Below are 16038 nucleotides of genomic sequence, written 5' to 3'. Positions count from 1 at the left end.
ACGGTGCGCGCCCACCACCCCGAGGCGACCGCCGCCCTGCCATCGGAAACCCACCGGCAGGTGCTGCGAAGACGCATCCACGCCTTCGTCCAGCACAACCTCCACGATCCGGGCTACGCCCCGAGGTCATCGCCGCCGCCCACCAGGTCTCCATCCGTCACCTGTACCAGCTCTTCCGGGACCAGGACCTGACCGTGGCCGCCTGGAAAACTGCCACCGTGACCTGGCCGATCCCGCCCTGCGCTCCCAGCCGATGCATCTCATCGCCGTCCGCTGGGGCCTTACCGACAACGCTCGTTTCAGCCGCGCCTTCCGCGCCGCCTACGGCCTTTCCCCCGCTGAATACCGCTCGTCGGCGGACCCTGGCGAGACCCTGGCCTGCCGCTGGACGGTGCGAGGTTCGCCTGCTGTGTGAGATATCCCTCCCCCGTCGTCGTGGCGCCGGTGATCCGGGGAGGTGACCATGTGGTGATGACCTCCTCGCCCGGCTCGCCGCACGTCGGTGGCCGACCGGATCCGGCGGACGGGACCACCGCGCTCGGTGGAGAGCCCGCTCCCGCCCGCGGGTACCTGCTGGACAACGCGCGCGCCGAGGCGGGCGAGCGATTCGTCTGGCTGGCCGAGCTGTTCGACGGTGTGACGCGGGGGCACCTCGATCGGCTGGGGGTCGGGGCCGGTTCGCGCTGCTGGGAGGTGGGAGCCGGTGGCCGCAGTATCCCGGAGGCACTCGCGGCGGCCGTCGGTCCGGCCGGGTACGTGCTGGCCACGGACATCGACCCGTCGTGGCTGGAGGCGGGCGGCGGGTACGAGGTGCGCCGGCACGACGTCGCCGCTGATCCGCCCCCGGAGCCGGGGACGTTCGATCTGGTGCACGCCCGGCTCGTGCTGGTCCACGTACCCGACCGGGCTCGGGCGTTGGCCACGATGGTGGCGGCGCTGCGGCCCGGTGGCTGGCTGCTGGTCGAGGACGCCGACACCGCTCTGCAGCCACTGGCATGCCTGGACGACGACGGCCCGGCGCAGCGGCGGGCCAACCGGCTGCGCGACGCGGTCCGGGAGCTGCTGAAGCGCCGCGGCGCGGACCTGCGCTACGGACGGACACTGCCACGGGCACTGCGTGAGGCCGGCTTGGTGGATGTCGCCGCGGCGGGCTCCTTCCCGGTCGGCGGCCCGGCCTGCGACCGGCTGGAGGCGGCGACCATCAGGCACGTGCGCGGCGAACTACTCGCGGCCGGCCTGGCCGATGACGCCGAGATCGACGCGCACCTGGCCGCCGTCCACGCGGGCGAACTCGATCTGACACTCGCGCCGCTGATCTCGGCCTGGGGACGCCGCCCAGCCGAGCACCCGCCGGCACTCGGTTAGGTCCTGTTCCGAAGTCCGGCGGCAGGCCCGCGATCAGCGGTTCTCCCGGATGATCGTCCGTCCGAGCGTTCCCACCGCGTCTGACCAACGGGCCAAGACCTCAGAGGCCATGGCTCATCATGCACGAGGCCGTACGACCTGGATCCGTTGGATCTCCGCCGCTTGCTCCGGCCCTGGTAGAGGTTGGAGGGCGGCGAAACGGTGTGTCGGGATGGCGCCGACGTTTGCCGTGGGCGGAGCCGAGGGGCCTGGATTGGGGGGTGGTCGCTACAGCACTCCTGAACCATAATCGGGACGGCACAGCCAGCGGCTGTTCACGGTCGGCGGGGCCGAACGCTCATCTCCCGTGCTTGCACCTCAAGGCGCCAATCGGTGACGAGGAGGCCGATGTGGCACGACGAAGGCGAAACCGGCACACCCGAGCAGCGGCCCTGGCGGCCGGTGTCCTTCTCCTGGCGGCGCCCGCGGTCGCAGCCGGCGCCGCGACAGGCGACGGTGCGGCACCTGGCGGCGCGGGCAGCCGGACGGCACCGGGCGACATCGCCGAGTGGGTGGTGGACATGGACGCCACCAGGTTGCGTGAACTACTGGCGAGCGGTCAGGTCACCTCGGTCCGGTTGGTCAAGGCATACCAGGCACGCGTCGACGCCTACGAGCAGGCGTACGCCGACCAGCCCGGTGTCAACGCGGTCATCCGCATGGACCCGACGGCGATCGCCGACGCCGCCCGGCTCGACGCCGAACGCCGGCTGGGGCGCGTCCGCGGCCCGCTGCACGGCATCCCGATCCTGGTCAAGGACAACTACGACACAGGAGACCTGCCCACGTCCAACGGTTCGCTGGCGCTGAGGAACTGGCGTCCCGCCGACGACGCCGAACAGGTCGCGCGGCTGCGCGCGGCCGGCGCGATCGTCGTCGCCAAGACCAACCTGCACGAGTTCGCCTCCGGCATCGAGACCATCAGCTCGCTCGGCGGGCAGACCCGCAACCCCTACGACCAGACTCGTAACCCGGGTGGTTCCAGCGGCGGCACGGGCGCCGGCGTCGCCGCCGGCTTCGGCACGGCCGGCCTGGGCTCGGACACCTGCGGCTCCATCCGCAGCCCGGCGGCGCACAACAGCCTGGTCGGCCTGCGGCCGAGCCAGGGCCTGTCCAGCCGTGACGGCATCGCGCCTCTCTCCGACACGCAGGACGTCGGCGGCCCCATCGCCAAGTCGGTCAGCGACATCGCACTGATCCTGGACGCCACCGCCGGATACGACCCGGACGACCCGTCCACCAAGGCGTCCATCGGACGGATCCCCCGCACCTACACCGCCACGCTGGACGACACCGCCCTGGTCGGCGCCCGCATCGGCGTGTTCACCGACTACCTGAGCACGTCGGGGCCCGCGCAGGTCACGACGGCGCTGGTCCGGGCGGCCGCCGGGGACATGGCCTCGCAGGGTGCGACCGTCGTCGATCTGCCGGCCCAACCCGCGCTGATTTCGGCGGTGGACGGCTCCAGCGTGTTCACCGACGAGACCGAACGCGATCTCAATCGCTACCTGGCGGCGCCGGGCACACGGTTCCCCCGTTCACTGGCCCGGCTGGAGCCACCGGCCGACATCGTGACCCTGGCCGACATCGTCGCCTCCGGCCAGGTCACGCCCACGGTCCTGAAGCGGCTCAAGGAACGGCTGGGCACCTCGACCGGCCCGCAGGACGCCTACCGCCAACGGCTGGCCCGGCGCGCGCAGGCGCAGCAGCTGCTCCACAAGCTGTTCGAGGACAACGACCTGGACGCACTGGTCTACCCGGCGGTCTCACAGCAGGCCGCGCCGATCGGGCGGTCTCAGGAGGGGCTCAGGGTCTGCGCCCTCGCCGCCAACACCGGGTTCCCCGCCCTGACGATCCCGGCCGGCTTCACACCCGACGGCATGCCGGTGGGAGTCGAACTACTGGGACGGCCGTTCAGCGAACCGGCACTGCTGGGGCTCGGGTTCGACTACGAGCAGGCCACGCGTCACCGCCGCCCACCGGCGAGCACCCCGCCCCTGAACCGGCTCCGCCTCATGTCGCCCCGGACTCCGGCCGGAACGGACGGCGAATCGGTGCCGGATCCGGCCCGCGGGTGACGGGCGGCGTCAAGGGGCGGCCGGGGCCGACGGGAGAGGGCTCAGATCGCGGATGATCCCGGCCAGTGCCCGGATGGGCTCGCTCTCCGCCTCACTTCGCCACACCAGCGCGTACGGCAGCGGCCCCATGTCGGTGACCGGCAGGCCGCGGCAAGAGGCCGAACAATGGTACGGGGACATAGAAGAAGGGGAATGAGTCGGCGGAGGAGAAAGCGCCGCGCCCTTCACCTGCGCTTCGGTCTCTCGCGGTAGCCGAGCGGGAAGCACGGGCGGTCAAGAGGCCCGGCGCTCAAGTCGGCGTCACCGGCTCAAGCGCCGACCGAGGGACGGCCGGGTGCGTGTGGCACCACACCGACACCCGTGCCTCCGTGCCTGCCCGACGGCGTCAGCCGCCGCACGGTCCGGCAATGTCACCGGTTGCGCTGGTCGCACCGGCGCATCCGGCCGCCCCCTTCTCCGCTCCGAGCCGTCGGTCAGTCTCAGTCGTCGTCTTCGTCGCGGTAGGAGATGCCGCCCTCCGGCGGTTGGGGTCGAGGCTGCCGAAGGTCGTGACGGCGAACGCGCCGACCTCCGCCACCAGTGGCGACTCGTACACCTTCACCGGCTCCGTACGCGTGTCCTGCATCTGATTCGCCTCCTTTCCTGAACAGTCGACGACACCATTACGGCTAACAGACCGCGCGAATAGGGCTTGGGTCGGAGGGCACAAGTGGCTACGCGCCTCGGCTGTCGATCATCATCATGACCAGGCTTGACCTACGCTGAGCCGATGACCGACAACGGCGCACCCACGAGAAGCTCGGGCGCTGAAGAGCCTGGCGTTGACGCGAGACTGCCCGAGACCGTGCGTATCGCCGGGGTCGTGTTGAGAAGGATGGAGAGCCCTCCATCGCTGGCCTGCTGGACCGGTTACTTCCCGGAGCCGAAAGGCGCGGTCGAGACCGGGATGAGTCTGGTGATCGAGCCGGCCGCCCCGCCGGAAGAGGCCACCCTTCATTTCGCTCACGACGTCGTGAGCCACTTCGATGTCTTCGTCGACCAAGCTTTGGAGTACTGCCGCACCCGACTCCGGGAATCGCACTTCGAACTCACAACTGAGGAACTGAGCTGGCTCGACCTTCCGGAGTTGCCACTGGCAGTCCCCGAAGCAACCGTGTGGGCCGACCGAACCTGGGCAATCCGTTTCACGGAGAGCAGGCTTCGGCTGGCGGACCCCTACGGAATCCTCGTGACGTTCAACGGAAGGCAGCCTGTCGACGTTGAGGGCCTCGACGACGAGCGATGAACCACTCGACGCGCCATCGGGCGTGTGTTCACGGGTGGCAGTTGAGTCGGTTGTCCAGGCCCGGCGGATCAGGCTGCGTACGGTGATGACGGTGTCGGCGAGATCGAAGAACGCGTTAATGACCGTTGCGTGGTGTTCGTGGCAGCGGGCGAGGCGCTGGAAGGCGTTCTGCCAGGCATGGGTACGCTCCACATGCCACCTGTCGCTTGCCTGGACCGGTGCCTTCTCGCCCTTGTGCGCGATCCGGCCGTCCGGGCCGCGTTCGGCAAGCAGGGCGCGGGTCTTGCCGGAGTCGTAGCCGGCGTCCAGGCGCCTTGGCGATGCCGCCGTCCACAGCAATCCGGTCCAGGACCAGGCCGACGATCCGGTCCTAGGACTCCAGCGCGATCCGCTTGAACTGCGCGAAGGCGCCCAGAGGTATCCACTCGTCACGACGGCTGCGGATCGTCGTGGCCGAGCACGTCGCATCCGCGATCGCCTCGCAGGAACAGCCGAAACGCAGCAGCTTGTCGAAGACGACCCGGTCACCGACACGCCTGCGATGACAGCCCGACGGATGACCCGAGTGGAACTCCGGCCGCATTGGCAACAGGTCCGCCAACTGCCCGACTCTCCCTATCCGCTGAGACCCCCTTCGATCTCAGCGAGCCGCCCGCCCCCCGGGGAGCGAGAAGCCAGAAGAAGACTCAGCGGATAAGGCGGGCTCGGCTCTCGCGCGGAAGGTGTCCTTTGCTCGCTGAGTGACTGATGTTGCAGGAGTGACACCATCCTGTCGATGCGGATAGTAGTTGACCGATCACTGTAAGGAAATCCTTGGGGTCGGACACACCCCCAAGAGCCACTTCGCCGAGGCTCTTCATCCCGGGCGCACCCAGCCCCGACCCTCAAGGACGTGAGCATGTCCCGAACCCTCACCAGGTTCCTGCCCGTCGGCGCCGCCGCCGCGCTGCTCGTTCTCGGAGCCCTGGCCCTGCCCGCCGCGGCTACCGCCGACCCCGACGACGACGGGCCCGACACCGCCCAGATCGAGGCCGACGCCCGGGCCCGTGGCATCGGCTGTCAGGGCCGCGACGGCAGAACCAAGCCCATCGGCACCGTGCGCGAGACCAACACCGCCAGCGGAATGCGCGTGCGCCAGCGCTGCGGCGCCGGCCTCTACGGCGGCATCGACTGGATCGACACCCAGGTCCTGGACTGGGGCCGACACTGACCGGCCGGTGAAACCAGCCCTGCCCGGGCTTGCGCTACGGCGCACCGCAAGCCTGGGCAGGGCTTTTCGCATCCAAGGAACGAGCAAGGCGAGGAGGCATCTCCTCGACACCGGCGCGCGGCGCAGCCCGGCCTTCATGTGGGCCTTGTGGTCGCGGTTGCGGGCGTCGATGAGCGGGTCGCCGTCGAGGTCGCCGGTCTCCAGCCAGGCGGGGAAGGCCCGGACCCGGGAGTCGTGGGCGCGGCAGGTGTCACCGTTCGCAGTTGGTTTCTTCGCGTACCCGCCCAGATCGGTCAACGGCGCACCCGATAGCGCAGGTGAAGCACCCGGTTGCCCTGAATCACCACGTCAGGGTCCTCCAGCAGGTGCTGCGCGTGGACCGACCCGAAGTAACGCTTGCCGGACCCGAACACGACGGGTACGACGTCCATGCGCACCTCGTCGATCAGGCCCGCGGCAAGCACCTGGCCCCCGACGTCACCGGCGGCGACCTCGACCATGCGGTCACCCGCAAGCTCCTGCGCCTTGGCCATGGCTGCCTCGACGCCGTCGACGAAGTGAAACGGCGCCTCGGGGTCCCAGCCCTCGGGCATCGGCCGGTGCGACACGACGACCACGTGGTCGATGCCGCCCGGAGGCTTCCCGTCCCAGCCGTCCGTCAGGTCGAAGACGTGGCGGCCGACGATCGTGACTCCGATCTGGTCCCAGTACGGCCGGGTGTGGTCGTAGGACGTCTGCGACACCTGCAGCACGCCGCTCTCGTCCAACGGGACGTCACCGCTGGACAACCAGTCGAACAGCGGTCCGGGCTGGTCGTTCTCATCCGCGACGAAGCCGTCCACCGACACCGAGCTGTACATGACCACCTTGCCCATCGGGCTCTCCTCTGCTTTGGGGTGCCCCAAATTAGCGTGTCGTGGGCCGTCGCTCTTGTAAGAAATCAATCGGCCGGCAGCGGCCAACCGTCCAGCGTGTGGCCGGGATGTTCGCGCAGGAACCGCCGCCGGACTTCGACGTAACGGGTCGGCGTGAGCCCGGTGAACGCCCGGAACTCGTGACCGAAGTGGGCCTGGTCGAAGTAGCCTGCGCCACCGGCGAGGTCGCCCCAGTCGATCGGCCCGGCGGGGTCGATCGCGAACACGGTGGCGGCGAAGCGGTAGGTGCGGGCCAGCCGCTTCGGCGTGACGCCGATGAGCCTCTTGAACCTCTGTGCCAGATGAGTGCTGCTGACACCGGCTGCCACGCTCAGGTCGCCGATCGACACCGCCCCGCCGGTAGCCGCGATGACGCTGCTCGCATGGCGGACCAGCCCCAGACCGGCGGTCTCGCGCAGCCGTCGCGTCAGCTCCTTCTCAAGCAGCGTCAGCATCTCGTGCGGTCCGTTCGCCGTGGCCAGCCGGTCGCGCAGCTCAGCGATGGCGGGCCGACCCCAAACCTGTTCCACCGTCACCGGCCGGTCACACAGCTCGGCTGCGGGCATCGGCAGGAACGGTGCCAGCCCCCACGGCTTGAAGTGCACGCCGACGGATCGGGTCCGAAGTGGGTAGCCGAACTCCAACGCGCGGGTGGGTGTGGTGACCACGCAGCCGTCGGCGTACTCGGTCGTTTCGATGTCGGTGCCGGCGCGGATGCGGAACGGCGCCCCGAGGTTGACGATGAGCAACGCCGCCGGCATCGGCGGCAACGTCAGCCGGGCGTACGGCGGCGCGCCCTCCAGGTAGTAAAGGTCGTCGATCAGCCCGTCCAGCGGCGGTCGCGGCACTCTGGACACGTACTCCACGCCCACAGTATCGCCGATGCCCGCGGCATCGAGCGCTGGGCGCGGCCGGCCGAGGCCGGGATCAGCCGGACTGCCGGTGCCAGCGGTGCAGCAGGGCGGGGAGTTCGCCGAGCAGGAACTCGTAGAAGGCGCGCATCTGCGTCAGGCGCCGCCGGGCGGGATCGTCCTCGTCGGTGGCGGCGATGCCGGCTGACGCGGCCTGGAGCATGGCCTGGATGACGGTGTTCTGGCTGGTGAACAGGGTGGCCCAGGCATCGTCGCGGAGCCGGTAGTGCTCGCGGCGGCTGCCGGGCGAGGGCAGGCGTTCGATCAGGCCGACCGTCGTCAGGGATTTGATCGCGCCGGACACCGAACCGGCGCTGGCTTCCAACTGGTCGGCGATCTCGCCGGCGGTGATGCTCTCCTGGTCGGTGAACAGGAAGGCTGCCAAGGTGCGCGCGGCCATGCGCTGTAATCCACCTTCGGTCAGGGTGAGGGCCAGTCGTTCCGCCGCCTGCCGCTGCTCATACCGGTCGTTCACGTGTTCGCCTCCTTGGGAGAAACAGAGTACCGAACGCTACGGATATTCAGAAATTTCTGAAACTTCGGTATTGTCCTCTCATCGGCCTCTCGTGAGGGGTTCGATGGTGTGCCGGGAAGCCTGGTCGGCGGCGTGATCTCTCATCAGCGACGAGACAAGAAGGTGACCGGCCATGACCCTGTTCAGCCGTTCGTACGGTGTGCGCTCCGCCCTACGCCGCCCAGCCCGCGTCCGGCGTAACGTGGGGATCCCGGCCGCCGGGCCGGCCGTGCGGCTGCTGGTCGGCCCGTGGCCCCATGGCGGCAGGCTCCACGCCCGCGAAGGACAATCGCGTCATCGAGGCCAGAGCCGACGTGCCGACCTTCACCACCTCACCCCTCACCGAGGACGTCCAGGCCATCGGCCCGGTCCCCGTCCGGCCGCCCGAGCGCTCGGACAACCCGCACGTCGACTACTTCACCCGCGTCTGCGACGTTGACCCGCGGGCCGGTCGGTCAACGTGTGCGACGGCCGCATCCGCCCGCGGAGCCGGGCGACATCCGGACCGCCGACATCACCCTGTGGCCGACGGCCCACACCGCTTCCCGCGCGGCCACCGCATCCGGCTGCAGGCCTCCAGCGGCGCCCACCCGCGCTTCGGCCGCGGCCCCGGAACCGGCGAACCCCGCGCGCCCGGGAGCGAGCCGCCTCTCCGGAACACGGGATCCTCCATGACCGCCGCAACCCGTCAGCCCTCTGGCTGCCACTCACTTCAGGAGCATCGTGAAGCTACTCGTACTCGGCGGCACCCATCACGTCGGCCGCGCCGTCGTCGAAACCGCGCTGGAGCGCGGCGACGAGGTGACCACCCTCAACCGCGGTCTCAGCCGCGACCCCGCTCCCGGAGTCCGCGCCCTGATCGCCGACCGCACGGATTCCGAGTCCGTACGGCAGGCACTCGGCGACGCCGAATGGGACGCGGTCATCGACACCTGGGCCTGGGCTCCCAGGGAGGTGCGAGAGGCCGCCCGCCTGCTGGCGCACAGGACAGGACACTACGGATACGTCTCCAGCCGCGGCGTGCACCGCTGGCCCTGGCCCTCCGGCGCCGACGAGTCGGCGCCCCTGGTCGACGGCGACCCCGGCAGTACCGACGACGCCGACTACGCCGCCGCCAAGCGCGGCGGCGAACTCGCCGTCCTGGAATCCTTCGCGGGGCGCGCGTTACTGGCCAGAGCCGGGATGATCCTCGGCCCGTACGAGGACGTCGGCCGCGTCCCGTGGTGGCTGCGCCGCCTGGAGAAGGGCGGCCGGGTCCTGGCCCCCTCCCCCGCCGACGCGCCCCTGCAGTACCTCGACGCCCGCGACCTGGCCATCTGGATGCTCTCCTGCGCCGAACGCGGTCTCAGCGGCGCCTTCACCGTGACCGGTCCACCCGGCGCGACCACCCTCGGCGAACTCCTCGCCACGGCCCTGGAGGTCACCGGCTTCGACACCGAACTGGTGTGGGCCGAACCGGATCTCCTCCGGAGGTACGGCCTGCCGCTCGGCATGGAGTTCGGGCTACGCCTGCCCGACGGCGGTGTCCCGAGCGGCATGCACGACGCCGACGTCAGCGCCGCCCTCACCGAAGGCCTCACCACGCGCCCGCTGCGCGCGACCCTCGCCGACACCTGGGCCTGGCTCCAGGCCGAAGGCGACCCCACACCCCGCACGGACGCGCCCTCTCCCGACACCTGGCTGGACGCCACCGCCGAACAACGCCTGCTCGACCAGCTCTCCCACTAAGGACAACCGACTTTCATGCGTGCCGTCATCATCGGAGCCGGTATCGCCGGCCTGGCCACCGCCCTGCGCCTGCACCAGATCGGCTGGGACACCCTCATCGTCGAACGCGCCCCGGCCCGCCGCGGCGGCGGCTACGCCGTCACCTTCGGCGGCATCGGCTACGACGCCGCCGAACGCCTCGGCATCCTGGACGACCTGCGAGCCAAGGCGTTCGACACCACCGAACTCATCTACCACAAGAGGGACGGATCCCGCCGCTTCGCCCTCGACCGCGCCACCATCGCCGCCACCACGGGCCCGCGCTCGATCACCATCCTGCGCGGCGACCTCGAATCCGTCCTGTACGAGAAGGTCCACGACCGGACCGAGATCCGCTTCGGCACGACCATCACCGCCGTCGACCAGAACGACCACGCCGTCCGCGTCGCCCTGGACGACGGCAGCACCGAGGAGGCCGACCTGCTGATCGGCGCCGACGGCCTGCACTCGGCCACCCGTGCCCTGTTGTTCGGGCCGGAGGAGGACTTCCTGCTCGACCTGGGGCACAAGGTCGCCGTCTTCATGCTGGACCGGCGGCCCGCCGGTATCGCACCCGGCGCGACCGGCACCCTGTCGTCCAACGGCCGTACCGCGGCGGTCATCAGTGTCGGCGACGGCCGCAACGTCGCCTTCTTCGGCTACCGCGCCGACCACGCCCGTCCCGGCGAGGACGTCGCCACCCAGCTGGGACGCGTCTACGGTGACCTCGGCTGGGTCATCCCCGAAACGCTCGCCGGGCTGGCTCGGGCCGACTCGGTCTATTTCGACACCATCAGCCAGGTCGTGGCACCGACCTGGAGCAGAGGCAGGGTGGTGCTGCTCGGCGACGCCGCCTGGTGTGTCACCCTGTTCGCCGGGTACGGCTCCTCACTGGCCGTCGGAGGCGCCGACCGCCTGGGCACCGAACTGGCCGCCCACCCAGGAGATGTCTCCGCCGCGCTGACCGCGTGGGAGGCCGCCATCCGGCCCGAAGCCGAACGCAAACAGAGGCTCGGCCGCCGGGTCAAAGGCGTCTACGCCCCCGCCAGCCCGCTGCTGCTGTGGCTGAGCCTGCTCCCGCTGAGGCTGGCCTCCCTGCCTCCGGTACGCCGGTACATGACGCGCCGCTTCATCAAGGGCTGAGAGCCGTGAACACCTGGCCGGGTCGGCGGCCAGGTGTTACATTCCAGGCGTCTACAGGAACGCGCCCCACGGTGGGGCGCGAACGTCGGTGAGCCGGGAAGCCTGGTCGGCCCGCGATCTTTCGATCGTGGAGCTAGGAGGCTGTTCCCGATGCGCCCGACCGCACCCCTTCTCACATGCGGCACCGCCGCCGGTGTCCTCGTCCCAGTGTTGCTCCTGCTCGACGGCGCCACCCGGCCCGGCTACAGCCTCTGGCATCACGGCGCCAGCCAGCTCGGCACCGGCGAGCGGGGCTGGCTGCAAACGGCCAACTTCGTGATCGGCGGGCTCCTGCTGTTCGCCTTCGCCGCCGGGATGCGCCGTGCTCTTCCTGCCGGCCGGGCCGCGGTCTGGGCGCCGTTCCTTGTGGCGGCCGCCGCTCTGGCGATGGTCGTGGCGGGGGTCGTGCCCACTGATCCCGCCCTCGGCTACCCGCCCGGCCTGCCTGAGGTGGTCACCACCGCGGGCCGCATTCACGGGTTGGCCGGTCTGGTGCTGTTCGCCGCTCTGGCGGTCACGCCGTTGGTGCCGGCCCGAGGCCCGCACGCCGGTGGTCGAGGCTGGGCGCTCTACTCGCGCTGGTCAGGTGCGCTGGTCATCGCCTTCGCCGTCGCCGCAGGCGTCGCCTTCCGACTGGACCTTCAGGGCGTGGTCCGGCCCGCACCCGCCGGGCTGCTCGAACACGCCGCCCTGCTGGTCGGCTTCACCTGGATCGTCACCGCCGCAGCCCACCTGCGCCGCCGTTACACCCATGCGGAGGCGTGAGGTGGAGACCGCGTTGGAAACCTGCCCGGCCGTTACAGCCCACAGGCCCTGGTCGGTTCGTCGCCCTGTTCACCCTGGTGAACAGACCTCCGCCAAGGCCACCGCCGACGCTGACCCCGCAGCTCGCCGAGCCACCCGCTGACTCGTCGGCCTCGTCTTCCTGTCGCCGCCGGCCGTTCCGATCCTCCTCGCGGGCCGACTAGGGACCCGCTGAAACGATCAGCGGGAGCAGCGCACCGTAGAGGACGAGCAGGAGGACCGACTCCCGACGGCTGAGCCTGCTGCCCCGGGCGAGCAGGCCCCAGCTGATTCCGCTGATGCCGACCATGGCCACGACCAGCGCCGGAGCCACAGCGGACGGCACACCGCCGGAGGAGAAGGCGACCACCGCTCCTCCCACCAGACTGTTGACCAGATTGCTGCCCAGCAGGTTGCCGATGACCAGGTCACCGTCGCCACGGCGTTGCGCCTGGACCGAGGTGACCAGCTCGGGCAGCGAGGTGCCGAGCGCCACCAGGGTGAACCCTACGACCTGGGAGGACACTCCAGCCCGGATGGCGAGCTCGGAGACGTTGGCGACGAGCAATTGCGCCCCCAGCAGTGTTCCGCCCAGCCCGACGATCGTCCGGGCTGCCTCGACCACCAGGCGGGGCCGTATCGCGGCCCCGAGGTGATCCGTGGTCTCGGCGACCAGGGCGTCTCGCGGGTCCGCACGGGCGAACCTCAGGAGCATGACCACCGAGGCGACCATCGCCAGGGTGAGAAGGACACCCGTCACCGGGCCGAGGCCGTACGTCAGGGCCACCGCGAACGCCGTCACCGCGGCCAGGGACAGCGGAGCCTCACGCCGCAGGATCGACGACCGTACGGCGAGTGCGGCCGTCAGCCCGCCGACGCCGAGGATCAGCGTCATGTTGACGATGTTGGAGCCGACCAGGCTCGCGGCGGCCAGATCCGTGTGTCCCCGGGCGGCCGCCGTGGCGGCCACGACCAGCTCCGGGGCACTGGTGCCGAATCCGATGACCACGACGCCGACGACGACCGGCTGGACACCGAGCCGCCCGGCCAGCCGCCCGGCGCCGATGACCAGATGGTCGGCGGCCAGCGCGAGCACAACGAGACCGATCACACTGAGGATGGCGAGTACGAGCATTCGTTCCGCCTTTCCAGGGATGAAAGCGACATCGAAGGTGGAGCCGTCAGAAGGGGCTGTGGCGAACCGGGGCCGCTGTGACCGCTCCCGGCCACAGGGCGTCCCCGGGTTGCCGGCGGCGCGGCGAACCCGCAGGGACCCGGCCTGCCCGCGACCGGTGCGGACCGGTCAGCCGCCCGTCAGATCTCGCCGCCGGAAACCGGCCAGACCCGCCAGGACCAGCGCCGCGGCGACCACGACCAGCCAGGCGAGAGGACCGAACGTCGCCTCGCCTCCGGGAACCCGCGGCAGATGGGCGAAGGGCGACAGGTCCTGGATCCGTTCGTCGATCCCGAGCAACCTGCCCAGCTGGCCGAGCAGGACGAACGCCCCCAGCACCGCCCACGCGAGGCTGGTCAGCCGGGGCACGAACCCGAACAACAGCACCGCGACCCCGGCCATCACCCACACCGCGGGCGCCTGCGCCAGCGCCGCACCGGTGATACGAAGGGCCTGACCCGCGGGATCACCGACACGAATACCGTGTGCGAGACCGGCGGCCAGCCCCGCCACGGCGAGGACCGTCGTGGCGCCCCCAAGTGCCCACACCAGATGACCGGCCGGCCACCGCCAGCGGGACACGGCCGCCGCCAGGACCGGCTCGGCGCGCGCCGCGACCTCCTCGGCCCGTGGCCGCAATGCGGCCTGCACCGCGTAACCCGCGGCCACCATGCCCAGCAGGCTCATCACGGTGGCGAGGAAGGCGTCGACAACGGCCCCCGCGCCGCCGAACCCCGCCATCAGGGCGGCGAGCTGCGGATTGTCGTCCACGATGTCGCCCACGCTCAGGGCCAGCGCGCCGAACACCGCTCCCACGACGGCGAACGCGAGCACCCAGCCCAGCAGCACGCCTCGGTGCAGTCTCCAGGCCAGGGCCGTCGGGCCGCTCAGACGTGGTGCCGCCGTCGCGGGCCCCCGCCTGGACGACAGCAGACCCGTTCCGACATCACGACGCCCGGCCAGCAGGTGGGCGACGGCCGACAGCGCCGCCGCGGCCACGGCGAACAGGGCGAACACCGTCCATCGCTCGTCGGCGAAGGCCCGCACCCGCTGCGCCCAGCCGAGGGGGGACAGCCAGGACAGCGTGTCACCGTCGGCCGCGTCTCCCGCCGCCCGCAGGAGGAAGGCCAGACCGAGGACGGCGAGGGCGATGGCGTTGGCGGCGCGGGCAGTCTCGGTCAGTTGCGCGGTCAGCGCCGCGACGCCGGTGAACACCCAGCCCGTCCCCGCCACCGACAGGCCGAAGGCCAGCGCCCCGGAGACGGGCAGTCCCCGCGTGGCCAGACCGAGCGCGCTGAGCAGGGCGACGGCGAGGTTCGCCGCACCGGCCACGAGTACGGCGGCCGCCGGAAGCGCGTGACGGCCGACCGTCCCGGCGCCGATCAGCTCGGCTCGGCCGGTCTCCTCCTCGGCGCGGGTGTGCCGGGTGACGAACAGGACGCTCAACAGGCTGGTGAGGACGGCGGCGACGCCGGTCACCCGCCAGGCGGTCAGACCTCCGGCGGAGGACGGATCGAAGATCGGCCCGGTGAGCGCCCGCAGAGCCGGGTTGGCGCCGATGGCGAGCCCCAGCGCGAGCCTCTCCCCCATGGTCGGGTACAGCTCGACGATCGCCGAAGCGGTGGCCGTCACCAGCCCGGGGATGACGACGACCCAGATGGGCAGTCGCAGCCGATCGCGGCGGAGGGCGAGCCGAACCAGTGCGCCGGTGCCGGTGAGGGCGCTCATGCCGCGTTCACCCGGTAGTGCCGCAGGAACAGCTCCTCCAGGGACGGCGGCCGGCAGGCGAGGCTTCGCACGCCCGCTTCGCTGAGCAGACGCAGGACGCCGTCGAGCCCGTCAGGGTCGGCCTCGAACCGCACATGCGGGCCGTCGACGACCAGGTCGTGCACGCCGGGGAGCGCGGCCAGCCCGTCCGGTGTACGGGCGAGTTCGGCGGTGACGGACGTGCGGCTCAGGTGGCGCAGCTGGGTCAGCGTCCCGCTCTCGACGACCCTGCCCTCACGGACGATGGTCACCCGGTCGCACAGTGCCTCGACCTCCGACAGGATGTGGCTGGACAGCAGTACGGTACGGCCGTTGTCCCGCTCTTCGGCTATGCAGTCGCGGAACACCGCCTCCATGAGCGGGTCGAGACCGGAGGTGGGTTCGTCCAGCAACAGCAGTTCGACGTTGGAGGCCAGCGCGGCGACGAGGGCGACCTTCTGCCGGTTCCCCTTGGAGTAGGCGCCGCCCTTCTTCGTCGGGTCGAGGTCGAAGCGCTCCAGCAGCTCCGCCCTGCGCCGCAGGTCGAGTCCGCCGCGTAGCCGCCCGAGCAGGTCGATGGCCTCCCCGCCGGACAGCGTCGGCCAGAGCACGACATCGCCCGGCACATAGGCCAGCCGCCGGTGCAGTTCGACGGCGTCACGCCACGGGTGTCCGCCGAGGAGTTCGGCGTGACCGGAGTCGGCGCGCATCAACCCCAGCAGGACGCGTAGGGCCGTGGTCTTACCGGCCCCGTTCGGGCCGAGGAAGCCGTGCACCTCGCCCGTTCGCACACTGAGGTTCAGGCCGTTCAACGCGTGGACGCCACCGAAACGCTTGGTCAGGTCACTGATGAGCACGGCAGGGCTGCCCGGCATGGGCGCCTCCTCGAAGCCGGTCCGATATGACGTTGCCGACCAGACTTCCCGGCGCTCCGACGTTGACGGTAACAGCGGCGAGGAACGTTGACCAGAGCCTTTTCGCGGGAGTTCGTGCCCTTTCAGGGAAGGTCGGTGAACCGCTCGATCTGCTTGGTCTTGCCGGAGACGATGATGACGTCGCCGTAGGCCAGCACGGTCTCGGCGGTGGCGTAG

The 16038-nt window shown here is 70.9% G+C and carries 16 protein-coding genes and 1 pseudogene; 8 read left to right on the top strand and 9 right to left on the bottom strand.

The window, feature by feature from the left end:
• Positions 1-253: 253 nt before the first annotated feature.
• The 3 genes from ABZ470_RS40710 (at position 254) to ABZ470_RS40700 (ending at position 3482) form a co-directional block, all read left to right on the top strand.
• Entirely contained in the window at positions 254-415 is a 162-nt protein-coding gene (locus ABZ470_RS40710; protein WP_362918471.1) for a hypothetical protein, read from the top strand.
• Positions 412-1365, top strand: coding sequence for a methyltransferase domain-containing protein (locus ABZ470_RS40705; RefSeq protein ID WP_362918469.1), 954 nt, complete (start codon positions 412-414; stop codon positions 1363-1365). Before ABZ470_RS40710 ends, ABZ470_RS40705 begins: the two co-directional genes overlap by 4 nt.
• 389 nt (positions 1366-1754) lie before the next feature.
• Positions 1755-3482 (top strand): amidase family protein, encoded by a 1728-nt coding sequence (locus ABZ470_RS40700; protein WP_362918467.1) that lies wholly within the window; start codon positions 1755-1757, stop codon positions 3480-3482.
• A 9-nt stretch (positions 3483-3491) separates the two neighbouring features.
• Here the strand turns inward: ABZ470_RS40700 and ABZ470_RS40695 are convergent, their stop codons facing one another.
• Positions 3492-3662 (bottom strand): hypothetical protein, encoded by a 171-nt coding sequence (locus tag ABZ470_RS40695; RefSeq protein WP_362918465.1) that lies wholly within the window; start codon positions 3660-3662, stop codon positions 3492-3494.
• A 205-nt stretch (positions 3663-3867) separates the two neighbouring features.
• Positions 3868-4107: a hypothetical protein gene (locus tag ABZ470_RS40690; protein ID WP_362918463.1), complete on the bottom strand. Its 240-nt coding sequence runs from the start codon at positions 4105-4107 to the stop codon at positions 3868-3870.
• 144 nt (positions 4108-4251) lie between these two features.
• On the opposite strand from ABZ470_RS40690, the gene ABZ470_RS40685 reads away from it, so the two are divergent.
• Positions 4252-4767, top strand: a complete 516-nt coding sequence (locus tag ABZ470_RS40685) for a hypothetical protein (RefSeq protein WP_362918514.1) — start codon at positions 4252-4254, stop codon at positions 4765-4767.
• A gap of 48 nt (positions 4768-4815) precedes the next feature.
• Here ABZ470_RS40685 and ABZ470_RS40680 read toward each other — a convergent pair.
• Positions 4816-5386: pseudogene (locus ABZ470_RS40680) on the bottom strand (IS5/IS1182 family transposase); the annotation flags it as partial.
• Between the two features lie 279 nt (positions 5387-5665).
• On the opposite strand from ABZ470_RS40680, the gene ABZ470_RS40675 reads away from it, so the two are divergent.
• The gene (locus tag ABZ470_RS40675; protein ID WP_362918461.1) at positions 5666-5977 is read left to right on the top strand and encodes a hypothetical protein; all 312 of its coding nucleotides are present in this window, start codon (positions 5666-5668) and stop codon (positions 5975-5977) included.
• Positions 5978-6270: 293 nt separating this feature from the next.
• On the opposite strand, the gene ABZ470_RS40670 is transcribed toward ABZ470_RS40675, so the two are convergent.
• The 3 genes from ABZ470_RS40670 to ABZ470_RS40660 form a co-directional block, all read right to left on the bottom strand.
• A complete protein-coding gene (locus ABZ470_RS40670) occupies positions 6271-6852 on the bottom strand; it encodes a dihydrofolate reductase family protein (protein ID WP_362918459.1) in 582 nt (193 codons plus the stop codon).
• Positions 6853-6917: 65 nt separating this feature from the next.
• Entirely contained in the window at positions 6918-7757 is an 840-nt protein-coding gene (locus tag ABZ470_RS40665) for a helix-turn-helix domain-containing protein (protein ID WP_362918457.1), read from the bottom strand.
• A gap of 61 nt (positions 7758-7818) precedes the next feature.
• Complete coding sequence (locus ABZ470_RS40660; RefSeq protein WP_362785106.1) at positions 7819-8277, bottom strand: MarR family transcriptional regulator; 459 nt, start codon at positions 8275-8277, stop codon at positions 7819-7821.
• Between the two features lie 762 nt (positions 8278-9039).
• On the opposite strand from ABZ470_RS40660, the gene ABZ470_RS40655 reads away from it, so the two are divergent.
• The 3 genes from ABZ470_RS40655 to ABZ470_RS40645 all read left to right on the top strand — a co-directional run bounded on the left by ABZ470_RS40655 (position 9040) and on the right by ABZ470_RS40645 (position 12009).
• A complete protein-coding gene (locus ABZ470_RS40655; RefSeq protein WP_362918455.1) occupies positions 9040-10044 on the top strand; it encodes an NAD-dependent epimerase/dehydratase family protein in 1005 nt (334 codons plus the stop codon).
• A 15-nt stretch (positions 10045-10059) separates the two neighbouring features.
• Complete coding sequence (locus ABZ470_RS40650; protein ID WP_362918453.1) at positions 10060-11205, top strand: FAD-dependent oxidoreductase; 1146 nt, start codon at positions 10060-10062, stop codon at positions 11203-11205.
• Positions 11206-11355: 150 nt separating this feature from the next.
• Positions 11356-12009: a DUF998 domain-containing protein gene (locus tag ABZ470_RS40645; RefSeq protein WP_362918451.1), complete on the top strand. Its 654-nt coding sequence runs from the start codon at positions 11356-11358 to the stop codon at positions 12007-12009.
• A 199-nt stretch (positions 12010-12208) separates the two neighbouring features.
• On the opposite strand, the gene ABZ470_RS40640 is transcribed toward ABZ470_RS40645, so the two are convergent.
• The 3 genes from ABZ470_RS40640 to ABZ470_RS40630 all read right to left on the bottom strand — a co-directional run bounded on the left by ABZ470_RS40640 (position 12209) and on the right by ABZ470_RS40630 (position 15822).
• Positions 12209-13162 (bottom strand): hypothetical protein, encoded by a 954-nt coding sequence (locus ABZ470_RS40640; RefSeq protein ID WP_362918449.1) that lies wholly within the window; start codon positions 13160-13162, stop codon positions 12209-12211.
• A gap of 168 nt (positions 13163-13330) precedes the next feature.
• Positions 13331-14929: an ABC transporter permease gene (locus ABZ470_RS40635; RefSeq protein ID WP_362918447.1), complete on the bottom strand. Its 1599-nt coding sequence runs from the start codon at positions 14927-14929 to the stop codon at positions 13331-13333.
• A complete protein-coding gene (locus tag ABZ470_RS40630) occupies positions 14926-15822 on the bottom strand; it encodes an ABC transporter ATP-binding protein (protein ID WP_362918445.1) in 897 nt (298 codons plus the stop codon). The genes ABZ470_RS40635 and ABZ470_RS40630 overlap by 4 nt, the downstream gene beginning before the upstream one ends.
• Between the last annotated feature and the right edge of the window lie 216 nt (positions 15823-16038).

This window comes from Streptosporangium sp. NPDC020072 (assembly GCF_040631445.1).
Classification (GTDB): Bacteria; Actinomycetota; Actinomycetes; order Streptosporangiales; family Streptosporangiaceae; genus Streptosporangium.
This window is presented reverse-complemented; position numbering and strand designations above follow the sequence as displayed.